Raw genomic sequence first — 19,683 nt, forward strand, 5'->3', positions numbered from 1 at the left:
GATGTGCAAGGCACGTTTCTGGGCAGTCAAACCGAGCTGCTCAAGGCTGCTGTAAATATTATTAAACACGTTTTTTTCTGCTTGGGTTTTATTTTGCGCGGTATGTTACAACAATAACCTCAAGAAAATCATTTTATTTTTGTTAATTTATTCAATATCTTGCATCAATAAATTGTGATTAGGAATGTGGTTTCTTGAATTAATGCAAATGGATTAACACTTTAAATTTAAAAACGATAAATTACCCAAACTGTATCTATTTAAACCCAAGGCAGGAAATCTCCTGCCTTACTGGCTCTTTGCATAGACATGTTTCATCATCCCTCACCAACACGATCAATTTTGAATTTAGGTGGCTAAAACTGCATGTAACACCTGTTGTTCAAGCTCTGCAAAACGCACACCTTTTTGACGTGGTCGGGGTAAATGAACATGAAACTGCTGTGCAATATGTCCTTTGTCGAGCAAGATAATACGGTCTGCCAGTTGCACCGCTTCACTGACATCATGCGTCACTAAAATGGCAGTAAAGCCTTGTTCACGCCATAATTTTTCAATCAGATTCTGCATGTCTAATCGCGTCAAGGCATCCAGTGCGCCAAGCGGTTCATCTAACAATAAAATTCGTGGACGATGTGCCAGTGCCCGCGCCAATGCTGAACGCTGACGTTGCCCACCCGAAAGCTGACTGGGCCACAGTTTGGCTTTTTCTTTGAGTCCAACTTTTTCCAGTAAGGCAAGCGCCTGTTCTGACTGCTGCTTCGGCAAACCAAGTTTGACGTTGTCCTCAATGCTTTTCCATGGCAACAAGCGCGGGTCTTGGAACATCACCCGAATATCATTGGCCTGAATCGCAGCCGTCTGTGCAGGTGCAGTAAAACTAATTTTTCCCTGACTGGTCTGTTCTAGCCCTGCGACCAGACGCAGCAAGGTACTTTTACCACAGCCACTACGTCCCACAATCGCCAGAAACTCCCCTGCCTGAATGTCCAGATTGAGGTTTTCAAGTACAGTGACACTGCCATAATATTTGTTGAGCTGTTGAATATGAATCTCAGCACCGGTGGTGGGTGCAAGCTTCGACTTGGGTGCAGTGACCAACTCATCTGCATAATCTGCAACACTTAAATCCGTCATGATGCTCTCCTCAATCGTGTTGATAACCCGCATGCCAGCGCAGTAAATAACGTTCTAGATAATGGGCAAAAACATCCGCCAGTTTACCCAGTAAGGCGTAGAGTAGAATCCCGACCAAAACCACATCGGTTTGCAAAAATTCACGGGCATTCATGGTCATATACCCGATGCCTGCCTGTGCAGAGATGGTTTCAGCAACGATTAATAAGACCCAGACCAAACCCAGTGCAAAGCGTAAACCGACTAAAATCGAAGGCATCGCGCCGGGTAAAATAATGTCTTTATACAACTGCCAGCGGGTCAAGCCATAGCTTTTGCCCATTTCAATCAACTGCGGATCAACGGAGCGAATACCATGATAGGTATTGATATAAATCGGGAAAAATACCCCAATCGCCACTAAGAACAGTTTTGCCGATTCATCAATTCCGAACCATAAAATCACCAAAGGAATGAGCGCCAGTGCAGGAATATTACGAATCATCTGCAAGGTGGTATCTAAGAGCGTTGAGGCAATTTTCGATGAACCATTGAGTAACCCGAGCAACAAGCCCAAACCACCACCGACCAACAAACCGAGCAAGGCACGCCCTGCACTAATCTTGACGTGATGCCAAAGCTCACCACTCACAGACAACGACCAAAAGGCGCTAAGCACAGCCGATGGCGCAGGTAAAATCCGACTCTCCAATAATCCTGTGACCGAAGCGACTTGCCAGAAAATCACCAGTGCCGCAGGCACCAGCCAAGGCAACGTGCGTTGCCCAAGCCGTTTTACCACTTGGGTCATACCGCCTCCTCTGCCCGTTGACGTTTTTTGTCTTCATCAGGCACATAGTTGTTGGCAATAATCTCGCCAAAGGGTCCAGTCAAATTGGGCTGTGACAGTTTTTTACGGGTTTCTAAAGGCAATAATGGGAACACCAATTCAGCAAAACGAATCGATTCTTCCAAATGCGGATAACCCGAGAAAATAAAGGTGCTGATGCCCAAATCGGCATATTCTTGGATACGTGCTGCCACCGTTTCAGGATCACCCACCAAGGCTGTCCCTGCACCACCGCGCACCAAGCCAATGCCTGCCCATAAGTTGGGCGATACTTCCAGTTTGTCACGGCGACCACCATGCAAAGCAGCCATACGATGCTGACCCACCGAATCCATTTGCGAGAATTTCTTCTGTGCAGCCGCAATGGTGTGGTCATCGACATATTGAATCAGTTCATTCGCCGCTGCCCATGCCTGTTCATTGGTTTCACGCACAATCACATGCAGACGGATACCGTAATTTAAGCTGCGTCCTTTGGCTTCAGCTTTGGCACGTACCACGGCAATCTTTTCTTTGACCGCAGCAGGTGGCTCACCCCAAGTCAGGTAGGTATCGACCTGTTCTGCCGCCAAATCAATCGCCACGTCGGAAGAACCCCCAAACCACAGCGGTGGATACGGTTGTTGTACAGGAGGATAAAGCAGTTTGGCATCATCAACATTTAAGTGTTTACCATGGAAACTGAATGATTCACCTGTATGCGAACGGGTTAAAACCTCGCGCCAGATTTTCACGTATTCATTGGCTGTTTCATAACGGGTAGCATGGTCTTCATACAAGCCATCGCCTTTCAACTCTTGCTCATCGCCCCCTGTCACCAAGTTGAGTAGCACACGACCATTGGACAAGCGGTCAAAAGTTGCTGCCATACGCGCTGCCAAGGCAGGAGTGGTCACCCCTGGGCGCAGCGCCACCAAGAATTTCAGATTTTGCGTGGCATCAATCAGGCTTGCCGCAGTAATCCACGGATCTTCACAAGAACGTCCTGTTGGAATGAGTACCCCTTCATAGCCCAAGTTGTCGACCGCAACGGCAATCTGCTTCATATAGGCATGATCCACCTGACGCGCGCCTTTGCTCGTGCCTAAATAACGACTGTCACCATGAGTAGGGATAAACCAGAAAATTTTCATTGTGTTGTTCCTTTAAATGTTAAATATCGATTTTGGTCTGTGAAACCCTGAACGCGCTTAGTGCTGCGACCAGATAATTTGGTTGATCTCGATCTGTTTAGGGATCAACTTCTCTTGATAAAAACGATCGGCAATCTCTTGCTGTGCCTTGACCACTTCAGGGGTGATCGGCTGGGTCAGTGACGGCTTATAGCGTTTGTCGAGTACACGCTGAGCGATGTCTGCATTTAAACCTGTCGCGTCTTGATACAGTTTCAACGACTCCTGAGGATGATCGACAATCCACTGCGCAGCATGATTCAGCGTGTTCAAGAACTGCTTGGTTTCCTGAGAATGGGCTTTAACAAAATCAGGATTACCAATCACAAAGTTATAGGTGGTTTCAAACGCTGTGCCGTCAATGATCGGGCGGGCATGCCCTTGTACTTCTGCGGCACTGTAGAACGGTTCCCAAATTGCCCATGCATCGACTGATTTTTTATCTAGCGCAGCGCGCGCATCGGCAGGCGCTAACCAAATCGGTTGAATGTCATTCCACGTCAGATTGGCTTTCTTCAAAACCCGCCCAAGCAAGTCATGGGCGCTTGAGCCTTTTTGTACTGCAATGCGCTTGCCTTTTAAGTCCGCAATGCTTTTGATCGGGCTATCATTGGGCACAAGTACCGCTTGCCATTTCGGATGAACATTTTCATAACCGACATACACAATGCCTTTATCCGCCGCTTGGGCAAAAATCGACGGCGTATTGCCGACCGAACCCAAATCCACCGCACCCACGGCTAAAGCTTCAAGCATTTGCGGCCCTGCGGGAAACTCTTTCCATTCAATCTTGGTTTTTGGAAACTCTTTTTCCAGCAAGTGCTGCTGTTTTAAAATAATTGAATTTAAAGATGATTTTTGAAAGCCAATGCTTAAAGTCTTTAGCTCGGTTTTCGGCTGAGATGCTGCCTGAGCATTGCCCTGTGGCTGTTCAGCAGGTTTGCTGCATGCACTCAGCGCCAAACTTAAACCTGTGCAACCAATCACTGACCACTGTTGAATACGATTCATCTTGTTTAGATCCTCAATATCAAGTTAATTCAAAAATATGTTGATAAAATTCAGTTACATTCGTGCAAACTGACAACAAATTACTGGCATAACCGCAAAGGATGGAAGTTGAATAGATGACACCGCAAAGGTGTGAAGTGGTACACAGCGATTCATGGCTTTCTGCACTCTTTTAACAAAAATGATCTGGAAGCCCATACCTTAAAGCTTTGTCTTTTGTAGAAAAATGAAGAAAAAATGGGATAGTTATGAATGCTTTTGCATAAGAAATTTTCTGCAAAGCTTTGCAAAGTTTTTGATAATCAATCGACAGTTCAATTTTTAAAATAATTTATTTTTATACAGAGACTTATTTATTTTTAAATCTAAAAAATGTGCAAATTGCAGCATTAAAATACCAATAGCCACATTCCTTGTGGCTTTTTAAGCTATACATAGCAGAATTTCAGATATCACCTTTAGCGGCTTTGCCAAAAACTCAGTTGCAAATCAGCAGTCTCCTGCTCCAGTTCAGCCACAGGGCCAATTAATTCAATGTCTTTTTGTCCATGTGCAAACACATACGCTGAAGACACGCTCATGGTCGGGTTTTCACTGTGATTGCCCGTACATTCCAGTAACCGTGTTTCACTCATGCCATACACCACCCGCCCAATGTTGGCCCAGTAAATGGTGCCTGCACACATGCAACACGGTTCAACGGCAGTATATAAAGTGCATTGCCATAAATATTCAGGTGGATAATTTGTGGCAGCCACCCGCGCCAGTGTCGATTCAGCATGATTGACCGTATCGATATTGCACTGGGTCAGTAAAACCGTTTCGTGGTCAGGTGCGACCAGTACCGCACCAAAGGGATGATGCCCTAAAGAAATGGCGCGTTTTCCCACATCATTGGACAAGCGTAAAAAACGTAAAATTTGTTCGGAATTGGGTGTCGACATGGGGTTTCCTTAAGTTGAGCCTGTGATAGCTCAGACTGATTCTAATTAGAATCCAACATAAAAATTGTAGAAATAATAGGATCCATGGGAACGTCAGTTGCATGTTTGAGGTCAGGACTACATTTGTAAGGTATTGTTTTTCAATACATCAAGACAGTGATGGTCTTTGACCGAGTTTGCAACTGACAAATGGTTTTGCCTACTTTTCCCGAAAGAAAAGTAGGTCGAACCGAAGGTTAATCAAGACATATCCGTCAAAACAGTAAGACTCCGTTATGACATTCAATATCTTAGATAAATGTCTTAATTGACCTAAGGCAAAAAAGTCTTACCCAACGAAGCAGGCAAATTCATCTTTAACAACTTCTTATCCCGAGAAATCAGCACCAACACCAAAATCGTTGCGACATAAGGCAATGCCGCTAAAAACTCGGTTGGCACATTAATCCCAAGTGCCTGCGCATGTAGCTGCAAAATGGTCACACCACCAAACAGATATGCGCCCAACAGCAAACGTGCAGGTTTCCACGCGGCAAACACCACCAATGCAATCGCAATCCAACCGCGCCCTGCCACCATGTTTTCAATCCACATCGGGGTATAAACCGTCGATAAAAATGCACCACCAATCCCCGCCATCGCACCGCCAAAAAGTACAGCACCATAACGAATTGCCAATACGTGATAACCCATCGCATGTGCACTTTCAGGCGATTCCCCCACGGCTTTGAGCAACAAGCCCAAACGGGTTTTTGCCAGTACCCACCACACCAGCACAAAAGCCAGTAAGGACAGATACACCACATAGTTTTGCTGGAACAAAATTGGGCCAATAAACGGAATCTTGGACAGCACAGGCACATTCATATTTTGCAGTCCTGGCAATGCCTGACTGACATAGTTCTGCCCGATAAAAGAGGACATTCCCATGCCAAAAATGGTCAGTGCCAAGCCACACGCCGACTGGTTGGTGCTAAGTGACAAGCTGAAAAAGGCAAAAATCAATGCCATCAACATGCCTGCGCCTGCGCCCACCCACAGCGCGGTAAATACGCTCAAATCAAACTGAACCGAAAGTGCAAATGCAGCAATTGCCCCAACCAGCATCATGCCTTCAACCCCGAGGTTAATCACCCCTGTGCGCTCTGCCACCAGTTCGCCCAAACCTGCAAAAATCAAAGGGGTCGCAGCAGCAACTGTGGTCGCTAAAATTGCGGTCATTTCTAACATATCCGTATTCTCCTTTTAGCCTTGGGTTGCCAGCACAGTCGGTTTGGTTTTCTTTTTCAAGAAGCGGTATTTATTTTCAATAAAGGCATCGGCTGCCAGTAAAAACATCAACAATAAACCTTGGAATACGCCTGCAATCGCCACAGGAAGTTGCAACTGCATTTGTGCCATTTCCCCGCCCAAATAAATCAATGCCATCAGAAATGCTGAAAGCACAATCCCAATCGGGTTTAAGCGCCCCAAATACGCCACAATAATCGCGGCATAGCCATACCCTGGCGACAAGTTTGGATTGAGCTGACCAATCGGCCCTGCCACTTCACAAATCCCTGCCAAGCCTGCCATCAAACCCGATAAAATCAGGCTAAACCACACGGTTTTTTTCGCAGAAAAACCTGCATATTGCGCTGCCGCAGCGGCTTGTCCACTGACTTCGAGCTGAAACACCTGCATGCTTTTTTTCACGAAAATCCAGAACACAATCACCAACAGCAAAGTCAAAAATACCGAGGCATTAATCCGTGTCGTTTCAGTAATCAACGGCAATAAACTTTGATCACTGAACATCACCGATTGCGGGAAGTTCATGCCATTTGGGTCACGCCAAGGACCATTAATCAAATACAGTAAGATAAAACCTGCGACATAGTTCAGCATCAGTGTGGTCAGGGTTTCTTCGGCATTAAATGCGGTTTTCAGTAAGGCTGGAATTGCGCCCCAGACTGCGCCACCGAGTGCGCCCATCATCAGCATCAGTGGCAATGTCCAAGCGCCTTCATGCCCATAACATAAAATGGCAACACCACCGCCAAAGATCGCACCCATGGTCAACTGACCTTCCGCACCGATATTAAACAGCTTGGCACGAAAACCGATTGATAACCCTAAAGCAATTAAAATCAGAGGACTGGCTTTCACCACCAGTTCACTCCAACCGTACATGGTGGTGAGTGGCTCAATAAAGAAAATGTATAAGGTTTTCAGCGGTGCATAACCAAGAAAACGAAACAGAATCATGCCAACCAACAAAGTAAAGACAATCGCTAAAACGGGCGATAACCATTTCATTAAACGAGATGGATATTCGCGGGGTTGTAATAAATGCATGTCCTTGTCCTCAACTCATCTCAGCCACAGGGGCAGACTGCATCTGCTCGTGCTGGTTTAATCCTGACATCAATAAGCCGATTTGTTCGGCATTGGTACTGGCGGTTGGCATGGCATCTGAAAGCTTGCCCTGCGCCAATACACAAATTCGGTCACTAATTTCAAATAATTCTTCGAGTTCTTCCGACACCACCACAATCGCTACGCCTTGTCGGGACAGGTCAATCAGGGTTTGCCGAATAAACATGGATGCGCCAATATCGACCCCCCATGTCGGCTGAGAGATAATCAGCACTTCAGGGTTTTGTAGAATTTCACGCCCGACAATAAATTTCTGTAAATTCCCACCTGACAGCGAGCGCGCTTCTGCGGCTGCGCCACTGGCTTTGACGGTAAATTTCTCAATGCACTGTTCGGTAAAAGCTTTGACTTTGGCAAAGTTGATCAGCTTAAAACGCGTCAGACCTTTACGATGCGCGGTCAACAAGGCATTTTGCGAAAGCGTCATATTCGGTACAGCACCGCGTCCCAAACGCTCCTCTGGTACAAAACCCAGACCAATATCACGGCGTTTGCCTGCATTCAGCGAGTTGATGCGTTGTCCTTTCAGCAGAACCTCACCGTGTTTGGCGAGGGTTTCTCCCGACAACAAACTCAGTAATTCCGCCTGACCATTGCCCGAAATGCCTGCAATCCCCAAAATCTCACCGGTGTTGACACTCAGATTGACCTCTTTGAGTGGCATGGCAAATGGATCATCCGAAGTAAAGCTCAGTTGCTTGACCTGAAAAATCTGCTGTGGCTCACCTGCATAAGCGGTATGGCTATAGGTCGGCAATTCACGCCCAATCATCAGGCTGGCGAGTTCACTGGTCGTTTTCTGTTTGGGATTAACATTGCCTGTGACTTTGCCTGAACGAATAATCGTGGCTTCATCACACAGCTCCTGAATTTCATGCAATTTATGGCTGATGTATAAAATCGAGACATCTTGTGCTGCAAGTTTTTTCAGGGTTTTAAACAGCTGCTTCACCGCTTGTGGGGTCAGCACCGAAGTCGGCTCATCCAAAATCAGCAAAGACGGGTTTTGCAATAAACAGCGAATAATCTCGACCCGTTGTCGCTCACCGACCGACAAGCTATGCACCTCACGGCGTGGGTCAATTGGCAAGCCATATTCTTCAGATACGGTTTTGATTTTTTCGCTCAGCTGTTTCAGATCGAGGCTTTTGTCTAAACCCAAATAAATATTTTCAGCAACGGTCAGGGTTTCAAACAGCGAAAAATGTTGATACACCATGCCAATGCCCAACTTTCGTGCCATAGAGGGGCTATCGATGCTTTCTTCTTTACCATTCCAGACCAGCGAACCTTGGTCGGCTTTGACTGCGCCATAGATGATTTTCATCAAGGTGCTTTTACCTGCACCATTTTCACCCAGTACCGCGTGGATCTGCCCTGGCATTACCCTTAAATGAATCTGGTCATTGGCTTTGAGGGAGTTATAGCTTTTGCTCACCCCGATAAGCTCTAAACGTGGAACTGTGGTCATTGTCTAAATCACCCATGCTTTTAATGTCTTCATTCGTACTTGTTGTTCTAATTTGCAAGCTCTATGCCAAAAAAATGCACCCGAGTTGCGGACAACTGGGTGCAGGAGTAAAGCGCTGAGTGATTATTTTGGTAGGGATCCTTCGACACCTTTCACGTAAAAATTCATTTTACTTAAAGTATCATCGGAAAGTCTGCGGCCTTTGGCAACCACTACAGCACCTGCTTGGTTATAGATTGGCCCATCGAACGGATGTTTCTGACCTTTATGAATCGCATCACGCACAGCCAATGCTTTGGCTTTTAAAGGTGCAGGTACGGCTGGGCCAAAGTTTTCGATGTCGATCGCACCTTGTGGTACACCCCACCAGATTTTGCTTGGTTTCCAAGTTTTATTGGCAATCTGGTTTAACAGCGGCACATAGATTTTTTCCCAGTGAATCACAGAAGCTGCCAATTGGGCTTTTGCACCGAACTTGCTCATGTCTGAATCCCAGCCAAAAGCATAAACGCCTTTTTGCTGTGCAGCCTGAACTACGGCTGGCGAGTCCGTATTTTGCATGAGGACATCCGCGCCTTGAGAAATTAAAGCCAATGCCGCGTCACGTTCTTTGCCTGGGTTAAACCATGAGTTCACCCAAATCACTTTGGTTTTGATTTTTGGATTGACGCTTTGCGCACCTAAAGTAAAGGCATCGATGTTACGCACTACTTCAGGAATCGGGAACGACGCCACAACCCCTAACGTATTTGATTTGGTTTTGCCGCCTGCTACAACCCCGAGCAAGTATGCCCCTTCATAGGTACGAACATCGTAAGTGCCCATGTTTTTACCCATTTTGTAGCCTGTCGCATGCATAAAAATGGTGTTCGGGAACTGGCGAGCGACTTTTTCCATTTGGTTCATATAACCAAATGATGTTCCGAAAATGACTTTATTGCCCTGCTGTGCAAGATTACGGAACACACGCTCTGCATCGGCAGTTTCAGGAACATTTTCAATATGTGATGTCGTAAATTTACCGCCAAGTGCTTTCTCAGCTTTAATACGGCCTTGGTCATGCGAATAGGTCCAGCCGTGATCGCCCGTTGGCCCGATATAAACAAACGCTGCTTTTTCCGCAGCATGCGTTGCTTGCAAGCTACCCACACACATAGACCCGACTGCTACAACCGCTGTAGCGAGTTTTTTTAACTTCGATGAAATTGGCATTCTTGAATTCTCCTTTAATCGTTATTCATTAGCGTTCTTTCATAAGCCCTTTTCTTTCTCCCTATGGGAGAAAAATAAAGAGGGTGTAAATCGTTATGAAAGAAGCCTATTCAAAATGAACCACTCACGACATCTAGACAGCATTCAAGCAATATCCATTCCATGTTAAGAACTGCGCAAAATAAATTTGATTTTTCTTACAAGATTAAAGCGAATTTACTGCTTTTTTATAAAAAATTGCTAAACTAAATAAGCAGTTTTACATTAATAGAAACAATAATTTTCTTATTTTTTGGGGTTTTAAATGAATCATATCACCACACTTCAACCAGCCATCATTCAAGGTGCCAAACAGCAAGTCATTGGACTATATGGTCAACAAATTACCACTGCGCCCGAACAATTTGCACCAGTGAGTGACTATCAGCAGCAATGTGTACTCGGTTTGAACATGAAAGATGCCATCGAACTTTATAATGAAAATAAAGTCCGAAAATTGGCACTGCCGCCCCTGCACTATATTGAAACACTCTTTGATGTGTTTGTTCAGGGTAGTCTGGACAGCAACTTGCTGGACGGTGCCAATGCTTTGGCACAACACTTCATGGAAACACTCTCTGACACAGTATTTTTCCAGCTCAAATCACAGCCTTTGGCTGATCTTGATGCGGTCATCGCCGAAGTGAAAACATTCTCGTACTGGTCACCTGTCTGGGTACTGCTTGCCAATCAATGGCATGACACCTTCAAACAAAAATGTTCTGCCTAAACACAGAAAAAAAGCTCTTATCCAATGATTGATAAGAGCTTTGAATTGAATCACTTCCTTGTTTTAAATCCTGCTTTAAGCTTGCGATAACTCTTTATGCAGACGTGGGGTCACTTGGCTTTTAATCCAGAAGCTCATGAAGAGTGAGAACACCACCGCACCAATCAAGAACATAAACACGGCATGATACCCCGACCAAGTGACGAGCGCACCGATAATCACTGGAGCCACAAACCCCGCCGCCATACCACCTGTATTGATAATTCCAAGACCACGACCAATTTGTTCTTGTGGCAATTTTTTCGCTGGTAATGCAATCACCAAAGCAAAGATCAATGATTTGAACAGGTAGACAAAACCTTGAGCAATAATCACTTGAGCAATCGTTGCAGCCGAATACATTTCATACAAACCCAAGCACATCAAGATACAGCAAGGAATAATCAAACGGCGTTCTTTACCATCGAAGTATTTATTGACAATCCAACCACCTACCGCAGTCGTCAAACCTGCGATTAAAAATGGAATCGGCAACAACCAGCCCACTGCTTTCAAATTAAGACCGCGCTCAGTCATTAAGTAAATTGGCATCCAAGTGTCCAGACCTTTATTGACAATACTGATACCGAACCACATTGCACAGATGGTCCATAAATATTTGTTTTTCAACACAAGGCTTGATGCTGTTTTGCTGTGATCCACTTGTTGGCGAACCGCTTTGCTTGAAGGTGTCAGGAAAGCAAACAAGAAAATGTAAATAAAGCCAATACCACCAATAATCATAAAGGTATTGCGCCAGTCAAATGCCAAGATCAGCGGAGCCACAATTAATGGTGCAATCATGCTGCCAATATAGTTGGATGACACCATGGCACTGGATGCATTAGAACGTGCCACACCAGAAAAATTCTCCGCAACACTTTTAAAGGACGCGGGTGGAAAACCACCTTCACCTAAACCAAACAGTAAGCGAATCACTAACAATGCCATTAAGGATTCAACCATGCCTGTCAGGATGGTAAACACCGACCACAACGCTACAGCGACTAAAATCACTTTTTTCGAGCCTATCTTATCGGCCAGCCATCCCCCAGGAATCTGCATGATGGTATAGCCAATATAGAACATACTCAGCACTGCCCCCATCTTCACAGGAGAAATCGCCAGATCCTTAATAATATGTGTTGCACTGATACTGATTGCGGTACGGTCAATAAATGAGATACACCATCCCAAGTACAGCAAGAGAAATACCAGATATTTTCGAGCCCCAATTTTCTCGATCATCGTCATTGCCAGTCTCTCCATTGATTTAAAATTCGTCGTGTTCAATATCAAAATAAGTAGACTATTGCCTTTGCTCAAGCGCATTTTGCGCAACCTTTCATTGCCAAAATGGCAAGGCTTGGCCAACGAACAATACACCATCAGGACCTTATTTCTCCTATGAAAAGACATGCACAAATGTTGCCAAATCAGCAATGGCGGGTTCTATTTATTCTAATTGTGAGAATCTGGAAAATGACTAAGATTTGAAGATAACGATCATGTAAACGCAGGATATTCAGCATGTCCAAATCTTCAGAACTGGCGTATCTCAGCGCAGTTAAACTTAAACAACTCATTGAAACAAAACAAATCTCCCCTGTTGAACTGACCCAAACCTATATTGACCGTATTGTTGAAATTGACCCAAAAATCAATTCATTTTGCGCTAAAAATTATGAGCAGGCACTTGAAGATGCCAAGCGCCAAGAACAGCAACTCATGGCGGGACAAGCACAAGGTTTGTTGTTCGGTTTACCGATTGGGATCAAAGACTTAGAAGATACTCAAGGTTTAAATACCACCTACGGCTCAATGGCCTATCAACATTATGTCCCAAAAGCTGACAATGAACTGGTACAACGCGTGCGTAACGCAGGTGCGATTATTTTAGGCAAGACTAACGTACCTGATATGGGTGCCGGGGCCAACACCCGTAACCCTGTGTGGGGTGCAACAGGCAACCCATTTAACCCAAGTTTAAATGCGGGGGGTTCATCGGGGGGGTCAGCCGCAGCTTTGGCTGCCAGTCTTGCACCACTCTGTACAGGCTCAGATACAGGCGGTTCACTACGTATTCCTGCGGCACTCTGCGGGATTTATGGTCTACGTCCATCGGCAGGTTTAGTGCCCAGCCAGCGTAAACCGTTGGGCTGGACACCAATTTCTGTCGTCGGCCCAATGGGGCGTAACGTGGAAGATACTTGGCTGCAACTGGCGGCAACCATCGGTTTATCTAAAAATGATCCACTCAGTTACGATGCGCACATGCCTGCTGACATTCGTGACCTCCCACCGATTGATCTGTCTAAACTGCGCGTAGCTTATACCGAAGACTTTGGCTGCTGCGAAGTCGATAACAACATCCGTCAGGTGTTCCGCAACAAGATTCAAAAAATTGGCAAGCTGTTCCAAAGCTGTGAAGAAATCCCGTTTAATCTGGACGATGCACACCGCTGCTTCGATGTACTCCGTGCTGAAGCATTTGTTGCAGGTCTACAAAGCACCTATGAGAAAGACCCTGATCTGCTGGGGCCAAACCCACGCATGAACTATGAAATGGGTGCGAGCATGAAATTGACCGACTGCGTCTGGGCGCAAAAAACCCAAACCCAGTATTTTAAAGATTTCCAGAAACTGTTCGATCAATACGACCTGATTTTGTCACCTGTTACGCCAGTGAGCCCTTTCTCATGGCAAAACCTGTACCTAAGCGAAGTGAATGGCAAACCGCTAGAAAATTACTACCGCTGGTTATCGTTGACTTATGTGGTGACGCTGATGACCAATCCTGCCCTGTCTTTCCCGCTCGGGCGTGATCATCTCAGTATGCCATTTGGACTGCAAATGATCGCAGGCTTCCGCGAAGACACCACCTTGCTACGTATGGCGGATGCCTTGGCACAGCACTGTGAACACGATCCTGATTTAGCACAGCCACAACTCGATCTCAGTGCATTAATGCAAACTCATACCGACTTTAAAACAGGCATTGTCAATACCAGTCAGATCCGCAAGATTGAACACGATCAAACAGCATCTGCGGTTTAAGCTCCCCCCGCATAGCAGTCGTTCGCGGCTGCTATGTGTCCTGTTCTTCAGTCACCATTTCAGGCACAGCCAGTTCATCATATAAATATTCTAAAAACACCCGTGCTGCGTCAGGCAAAATTCGCCCACTCAACTTGCACACTTCAATCGACAGTGAGTTATTTAAAATATTGTCTTTTAACGGAATCGCCTTAATCAGATTTTGATTGAGATAAGATTTTAAAACCAGTTCGGTCGAGAGCGTGACACCACCTGCCAGTACATAAGATAAAATTGCGCTAATAGTATTGGAGGTAAAAATTGGCTCAATCACCCCGCCCTGATGACTGCAACGCACATCAAACACATCACGCAGCACAATGCCACGCGGTGGCAATGCCAAACGTACCGTTTCAAGCAGCGGTAAAGTAATGTTTTTTCGATCCGCCAGTTCATGCTGCGGGGTAACAATACAGTAAATCGGGGCATTTAAACGGTGCAGCACAGAAATATCCGACTGCGGCACATGATTAAAAGTCACGCCAATATCGGCTGTGCCATCTTTAAGCTGTTTAATGACATTTTTACCGCTATCGGCATGCAGAAACACTTGAATACCAGGGTAATCTGCCTGAAATTTTGCAATAATCGAGGGTAAAAAATCCAGTGAAAAACCTGTAGAACAGGCAATTTTAATACTGCCTTTATCCAAGCCTTTCAGTGCATTGATTTCATTAAAAACCCGCTCGCTATCCAGTTGTAATTTCAGCGCATAGGCCGCCAAAATTTCCCCTGCCGAGGTCGGTTTCATGCCACGGGTTTTACGTTCGAACAGCAACACATTCAGATTGGATTCCAAATGGGCAATTTGCCGACTGATCGCAGATGAAGCCACATTGAGTTTAAGCGATGCCTCAGCAATTGAGCCACAGCGCACCACTTCCAAAAAATAGCGTAACGAGGTTTCCTGAAGAATTTTAGAGTTCATTGTCCAAACTCGGGTCAATCCATGATGATTCATCCATCTTAAAAGATTGTTGCTGCACGCAGAAGCTTTTCTACGCGCAGCAGTGATCGATTAAGTTAAGAAAAAGCCGTGCCTTGTGCTAAATATTTTTGCATTTCAGCTTCAGGCACCATACCACCACCCGTTGCCCAGACCAAATGAGTGGCATTCTGTAATTGTTGTGCTGAGAAATGTTGCGCGTCCAGATAATCCTGCGCCTGTGATACCACGACTGCGCCGTACATACCTGCCAAAGCCGAAGGTTCCAGTTGAATGTCCTCAACATCACTGAGTAAACGTAACATATCATACAGACGTTGGTCATCGAGAGTGTAATAGCCATCAATCAAACGCTGCATGGCACGCCCCACAAACCCCGACGCACGCCCCACCGCCAGACCATCGGCAGCAGTCAGGTTATCAATGCCCAAATCCTGTACTGAAATTGCATCATGTAAACCTGTATGCACACCCAGCAACATACACGGTGAATGGGTTGGCTCAGCAAAGAAACAATGCACATGATCGCCAAAAGCCAGTTTCAATCCAAACGCCACACCACCAGGGCCACCACCGACCCCGCAAGGCAAATACACAAACAGCGGATGCTCCGCATCGACCACAAGATTTTTTTGCTGGAACTGCTGTTTTAAGCGTTCGCCTGCCACGGCATAACCCAAGAACAATGTCCGTGAATTTTCATCATCAATAAAAAAGCACTGCGGATCTTGAGCCGCTAAAGCACGCCCCTGCTCCACAGCCACACCATAGTCCTGTTCGTATTCAACCACGGTCACGCCGTTGGCACGCAACTTGTCTTTTTTCCATTGACGGGCATCTGCCGACATGTGCACCGTGACGCGAAAGCCCATTTTGGCACTCATGATGCCAATCGACATCCCTAAATTGCCTGTTGAACCGACTGCAATCGCATACTGGCTAAAGAACTGTTGAAATTCAGGCGTATATAACTTGCGATAATCATCTTCAAAACTCAGCAATCCAGCCTCCAGTGCCAGTTTTTCAGCATGTGCCAACACTTCATAAATGCCACCACGCGCCTTGATCGAACCCGAAATCGGTAAATGGCTGTCCAGTTTTAACCAAAGTTGCCCAAAAATCTCTTGCTGAGATTGCTGTTGCAAAGCGTGTTGCATCGCAGGAATTGCCACACATTCCGACTCGATTTTGCCTTGTGTCGCTTCAAGTTCAGGAAATGCCAACATCAGATACGGCGCAAAACGCTGTAAACGGGCATGTGCCTGTGCCACATCTTCTGCGGTCAAGCCAACGTCCGCTAGTGCCACATCCAAGGTGGTGCTGGCAGGGTTAAACCACACCGTTTCTTCTAAATTCTGTAGCTGTTTCAGCAACGGATACTCGGCAATAAGTTGATCGATTTGAATAGGTTGCATAACAGATTTCGCTCTTGATTAAACTGCAATTCGGTTCGGTGAAAAAATATTTGGATCTGCAGTGAGTTGGACGTGCCCTATCATCATTTCCGCCAATAAACGTCCACTGGCCGCACCCAAAGTAAAACCTTGGTGTCCGTGCCCAAAGTTAAACCACAGCCCTTTGTGTCGTGGCGCCGCACCAATATACGGTTTCATATCGACACTACACGGGCGGCGACCCAGCCATGCAGGACTTGGTAAAGCTTCACCCAAGTCCAGCCAGTCACGGGCACGTTGCTGGGTTTTCTCCAGTTGCACAGGGGTTGCAGGTGCAGAAAAATGTGCAAACTCCGCACCCGTAGTCAGGCGGGTACCTTTTTTCATCGGGGCAAGCACATAGCCATATTCGGCATCGAGCATCGGACGGGTCAACTGACTACCCTGCGTATAATGTTGATGATAACCACGTTTCACAAATAACGGATTGTCATAACCCAGTTCGCTAATAAATTTCGATGACCACGGGCCGAGTGCAACAACAACATCTGGCGCAGTGAACGTCTGTCCATCGGTTTGGACTTGCCATGCATGATCTTGCTGTTTGAGTTGCTGAATCTGAGCTTGAACCATCGTGCCGCCGAGTTGTTCAAACAATCGTGCATAACGCTGTACCAGTTCACCGGGTTCAATCACACTCCACGGCTGTGTCCAGTGAATCCCGCCAAGTAAAGGATGATCAGCTTTCAAATTTGGCTCAAGTTGACTGATTTGACTGGCATTGAGAATCTGACTCGGTACGCCATAACGCTGCTGACGGTGCTCGGCATCCCGAATCCCGTCTTGCAAGGCTGCTTCACTACGATACAACTGAATCCAGCCATTTTTTAAAATCAGATCTTCCGCCTGTGCCTGAGCAATCAATTGCTGATGCTCTGCCAGTGCCACCCGAATCAGCACAGCATAATCTTTCGAAATCGCCTGATGGGTTTCTGGACTAGAATTACGCCAGTATTTCAACAATGGCGCAGCATATTCAGGCAAGGCATTTAAGTGATAATTCACCGCGCTGTCTTGTTTCAGCGCAACTTTAAACAAGCTTGCCCATTCACGCGGAAACGCATACGGCTCAACGGCTTCACTCTGGATAATCCCAGCATTGCCATAGGAAGTTTCTGTGCCCGGCGCGGACTGGTCAATCACCGTAACCGTATAGCCTTGCTGTTGCAAATGGATTGCGGTGCAAATTCCGACCATGCCTGCACCTAGCACCAAAACTTCTTTAGACATTGCTTATCCTTTTTTGGCAATCACAGTAATTTCAATTTTTGCATCAATCACCAAACCCGCAATCACGGTGGTTCTGACAGGATAAGGCTGTGCAAAAAAACGTTCATAAACTTGGTTAAATGCCACAAAATCCGATTTATCGGTCAAATACACCATCACACTGACCACATCATTTAAACTGGCTGACTGCTGTGACAAAGTCTGTGCAATCTTATTCAGCACCAATTCCGTTTGTGCTTCAATACCTTCGGGAATCGTGCCATCGGCATTTAAAGGCACTTCACCTGACAAGAAAATAAATCCATGACTTTCAACGGCTTTAGAAAATGGAAGTTGCATCTGTTTTATCCTATTTTAAATGAAAGGTATACGTCAAAATAACGCGGGTTTGATCGATTCCACGATCTAGACTGGAACGAAAGGAAGCATGGCGCAAGCGTAAAGACAGATTTTTAAACTTGCCCGACTGCACGGTATAAGCCAGTTCAGTGTCACGTTCCCATTCTTTTTGCTCGGCTGAGTTGCCTGTAATTCTGGCATCGGAACCATGCAAATATTTATTCGACAAGACCAAACCTGGCAGACCTAAACCTGCAAAGTTATAGTCATAGCGTAACCACCACGTACTTTCATGCGGCAAGATAAAATAACTAACCATCACCGTGGTTGGCGTATAAGGTCCTGCACCTTTTAAGTAAGGCAAGGCTTCACTGCCATCGACTTTTTGATAGCCCACATTAAATAAATGATGCTTGAGCTGATAGCTAAAACTCGAGGTGTACATCTGGTTGCTGATGCTGCCCGCCAGTGCCTGCCCTGAATCATAAGAATTGAAGTAACGTAAATCGCTGGTGAATTTACCTTGCCCTAAGGGTTTGGTAACTTTTAACCCCAAATAATGCTGGTCATAAGTATCTTTGAGCTGACTGAAATAGTAAGAAGCCTGTACGTCTGGACTGATTTTATAGTCCAGTCCTGCATAACTAAAAGCATCACTCGGGCGACTTTGTGTGTAACGGGTATAACCTGTATCAATGCCCAAGTCGGTATAATCACTCGAATCCCGCTGCATCACCCGATCAATGCGTCCCATGCGAAAATTCACATCTTGCAACTGGGTCGATTCAAAACTCCAGCCCCGAAAAGTTTGTGGAAACAAACGAGCAGTATTGGGAAACAGAACAGGTAGATTTACAGGCTGTAAAGTTCCATATTTTAAAATGTTATTTTCATATTTCACTTTAGCAGTGACACCAAGTCGTGCATAACCATCTTTTGAATGATGTGCATAACTCGGTTCACCTGCCAATGTTGCAGACGAGGTAGGCAACAACCCTGTACCACTGGTTTCCGCATTCGAATACAATTTCGCACCAAGCATGGCACTGACATCTAAACCAACACCGACTTTGCCTTCGGTATAGCCCGAATTAAAATTTAAAGTTGCTCCCTGTGCCCACTCTTCTTTTTTACTTTGCTGTGGACGAGTTGCCGTTTTTTCATTACGGTAATCCGAATCAAAATAATAGTTCTGTAACTTCAAACTTGAACTGGCATCCTGAAAAAATTCTGCATGTGCTGCCGATGCCATCATCCCAGTTAAACCACTTAAAACAAAAATTGCCGACCGCCGATTCATCCCCATTCCCCAATAAAAAATTCAATGGCTTGAGGATTAAGATAGAAGCGATCTTGCCTTCTCGACAATCACTTTTTTTGCAACAAACCCTTGCCAAATTGGCAATTTAAATCAGCATAGGCACTCTATTTGGAGTTAATTTAAGTCAGGGTTAATCAAGTTAAATGGCGTTAAATGATCAGCATCATCGAAAAAATATCGACTTAAAAACAGACCAATGACCAGATGGTTAAAATTAATATTTATTTTAAAATTCAATAATTTAAATAAAAATATAGTGCTCTTTATTTTTTAACAGACAACAAAAAAGGCTCAG

General features: G+C 45.5%; 17 protein-coding genes. 2 read left to right on the top strand and 15 right to left on the bottom strand.

The window, feature by feature from the left end; all coding sequences use genetic code 11:
* Positions 1-348: 348 nt before the first annotated feature.
* From C1A47_RS12625 to C1A47_RS12665, 9 genes are all read right to left on the bottom strand, one after another.
* A complete protein-coding gene (locus C1A47_RS12625; protein ID WP_111895381.1) occupies positions 349-1,137 on the bottom strand; it encodes an ABC transporter ATP-binding protein in 789 nt (262 codons plus the stop codon).
* 10 nt (positions 1,138-1,147) lie between these two features.
* Positions 1,148-1,927 (bottom strand): aliphatic sulfonate ABC transporter permease SsuC, encoded by a 780-nt coding sequence (gene ssuC, locus C1A47_RS12630; RefSeq protein WP_111895382.1) that lies wholly within the window; start codon positions 1,925-1,927, stop codon positions 1,148-1,150.
* Positions 1,924-3,099 carry an FMNH2-dependent alkanesulfonate monooxygenase gene (gene ssuD / locus C1A47_RS12635; protein WP_111895383.1) on the bottom strand — a complete coding sequence of 392 codons (1,176 nt, stop codon included), beginning with the start codon at positions 3,097-3,099 and terminating at the stop codon, positions 1,924-1,926. The genes ssuC and ssuD overlap by 4 nt, the downstream gene beginning before the upstream one ends.
* 57 nt (positions 3,100-3,156) lie before the next feature.
* Entirely contained in the window at positions 3,157-4,149 is a 993-nt protein-coding gene (locus tag C1A47_RS12640; protein WP_111895384.1) for an aliphatic sulfonate ABC transporter substrate-binding protein, read from the bottom strand.
* Positions 4,150-4,607: 458 nt separating this feature from the next.
* On the bottom strand, positions 4,608-5,093 hold the full coding sequence (locus C1A47_RS12645) for a nucleoside deaminase (protein ID WP_111895385.1): 486 nt from the start codon (positions 5,091-5,093) through the stop codon (positions 4,608-4,610).
* A 312-nt stretch (positions 5,094-5,405) separates the two neighbouring features.
* Positions 5,406-6,323: an ABC transporter permease gene (locus tag C1A47_RS12650; protein WP_111895386.1), complete on the bottom strand. Its 918-nt coding sequence runs from the start codon at positions 6,321-6,323 to the stop codon at positions 5,406-5,408.
* A 15-nt stretch (positions 6,324-6,338) separates the two neighbouring features.
* On the bottom strand, positions 6,339-7,430 hold the full coding sequence (locus C1A47_RS12655; RefSeq protein WP_111895387.1) for an ABC transporter permease: 1,092 nt from the start codon (positions 7,428-7,430) through the stop codon (positions 6,339-6,341).
* A 10-nt stretch (positions 7,431-7,440) separates the two neighbouring features.
* A complete protein-coding gene (locus C1A47_RS12660) occupies positions 7,441-8,982 on the bottom strand; it encodes an ABC transporter ATP-binding protein (RefSeq protein WP_111895388.1) in 1,542 nt (513 codons plus the stop codon).
* Positions 8,983-9,105: 123 nt separating this feature from the next.
* A complete protein-coding gene (locus tag C1A47_RS12665) occupies positions 9,106-10,194 on the bottom strand; it encodes a BMP family ABC transporter substrate-binding protein (protein WP_111895389.1) in 1,089 nt (362 codons plus the stop codon).
* 304 nt (positions 10,195-10,498) lie between these two features.
* Between C1A47_RS12665 and C1A47_RS12670 the strand changes: the two genes are divergently transcribed.
* Complete coding sequence (locus tag C1A47_RS12670; RefSeq protein WP_111895390.1) at positions 10,499-10,963, top strand: hypothetical protein; 465 nt, start codon at positions 10,499-10,501, stop codon at positions 10,961-10,963.
* Between the two features lie 75 nt (positions 10,964-11,038).
* Here C1A47_RS12670 and C1A47_RS12675 read toward each other — a convergent pair whose 3' ends face one another.
* Complete coding sequence (locus C1A47_RS12675; protein WP_111895391.1) at positions 11,039-12,256, bottom strand: MFS transporter; 1,218 nt, start codon at positions 12,254-12,256, stop codon at positions 11,039-11,041.
* Positions 12,257-12,532: 276 nt separating this feature from the next.
* Here C1A47_RS12675 and C1A47_RS12680 point away from each other — a divergent pair, with 276 nt between their 5' ends.
* The gene (locus C1A47_RS12680) at positions 12,533-14,059 is read left to right on the top strand and encodes an amidase (RefSeq protein WP_111895392.1); all 1,527 of its coding nucleotides are present in this window, start codon (positions 12,533-12,535) and stop codon (positions 14,057-14,059) included.
* Between the two features lie 31 nt (positions 14,060-14,090).
* Here the strand turns inward: C1A47_RS12680 and C1A47_RS12685 are convergent, their stop codons facing one another.
* The 5 genes from C1A47_RS12685 to C1A47_RS12705 all read right to left on the bottom strand — a co-directional run bounded on the left by C1A47_RS12685 (position 14,091) and on the right by C1A47_RS12705 (position 19,367).
* On the bottom strand, positions 14,091-15,026 hold the full coding sequence (locus tag C1A47_RS12685; RefSeq protein WP_111895393.1) for a LysR family transcriptional regulator: 936 nt from the start codon (positions 15,024-15,026) through the stop codon (positions 14,091-14,093).
* Positions 15,027-15,121: 95 nt separating this feature from the next.
* The gene (locus C1A47_RS12690) at positions 15,122-16,459 is read right to left on the bottom strand and encodes a D-serine ammonia-lyase (RefSeq protein ID WP_111895394.1); all 1,338 of its coding nucleotides are present in this window, start codon (positions 16,457-16,459) and stop codon (positions 15,122-15,124) included.
* An 18-nt stretch (positions 16,460-16,477) separates the two neighbouring features.
* Entirely contained in the window at positions 16,478-17,728 is a 1,251-nt protein-coding gene (locus C1A47_RS12695; RefSeq protein ID WP_111895395.1) for an NAD(P)/FAD-dependent oxidoreductase, read from the bottom strand.
* Between the two features lie 3 nt (positions 17,729-17,731).
* Positions 17,732-18,067, bottom strand: coding sequence for a RidA family protein (locus C1A47_RS12700; RefSeq protein WP_111895396.1), 336 nt, complete (start codon positions 18,065-18,067; stop codon positions 17,732-17,734).
* A gap of 10 nt (positions 18,068-18,077) precedes the next feature.
* Positions 18,078-19,367, bottom strand: coding sequence for an OprD family porin (locus C1A47_RS12705; RefSeq protein WP_162625947.1), 1,290 nt, complete (start codon positions 19,365-19,367; stop codon positions 18,078-18,080).
* Between the last annotated feature and the right edge of the window lie 316 nt (positions 19,368-19,683).

The sequence above is a fragment of the Acinetobacter sp. MB5 genome (assembly GCF_003261585.1).
Lineage (GTDB): Bacteria > Pseudomonadota > Gammaproteobacteria > Pseudomonadales > Moraxellaceae > Acinetobacter.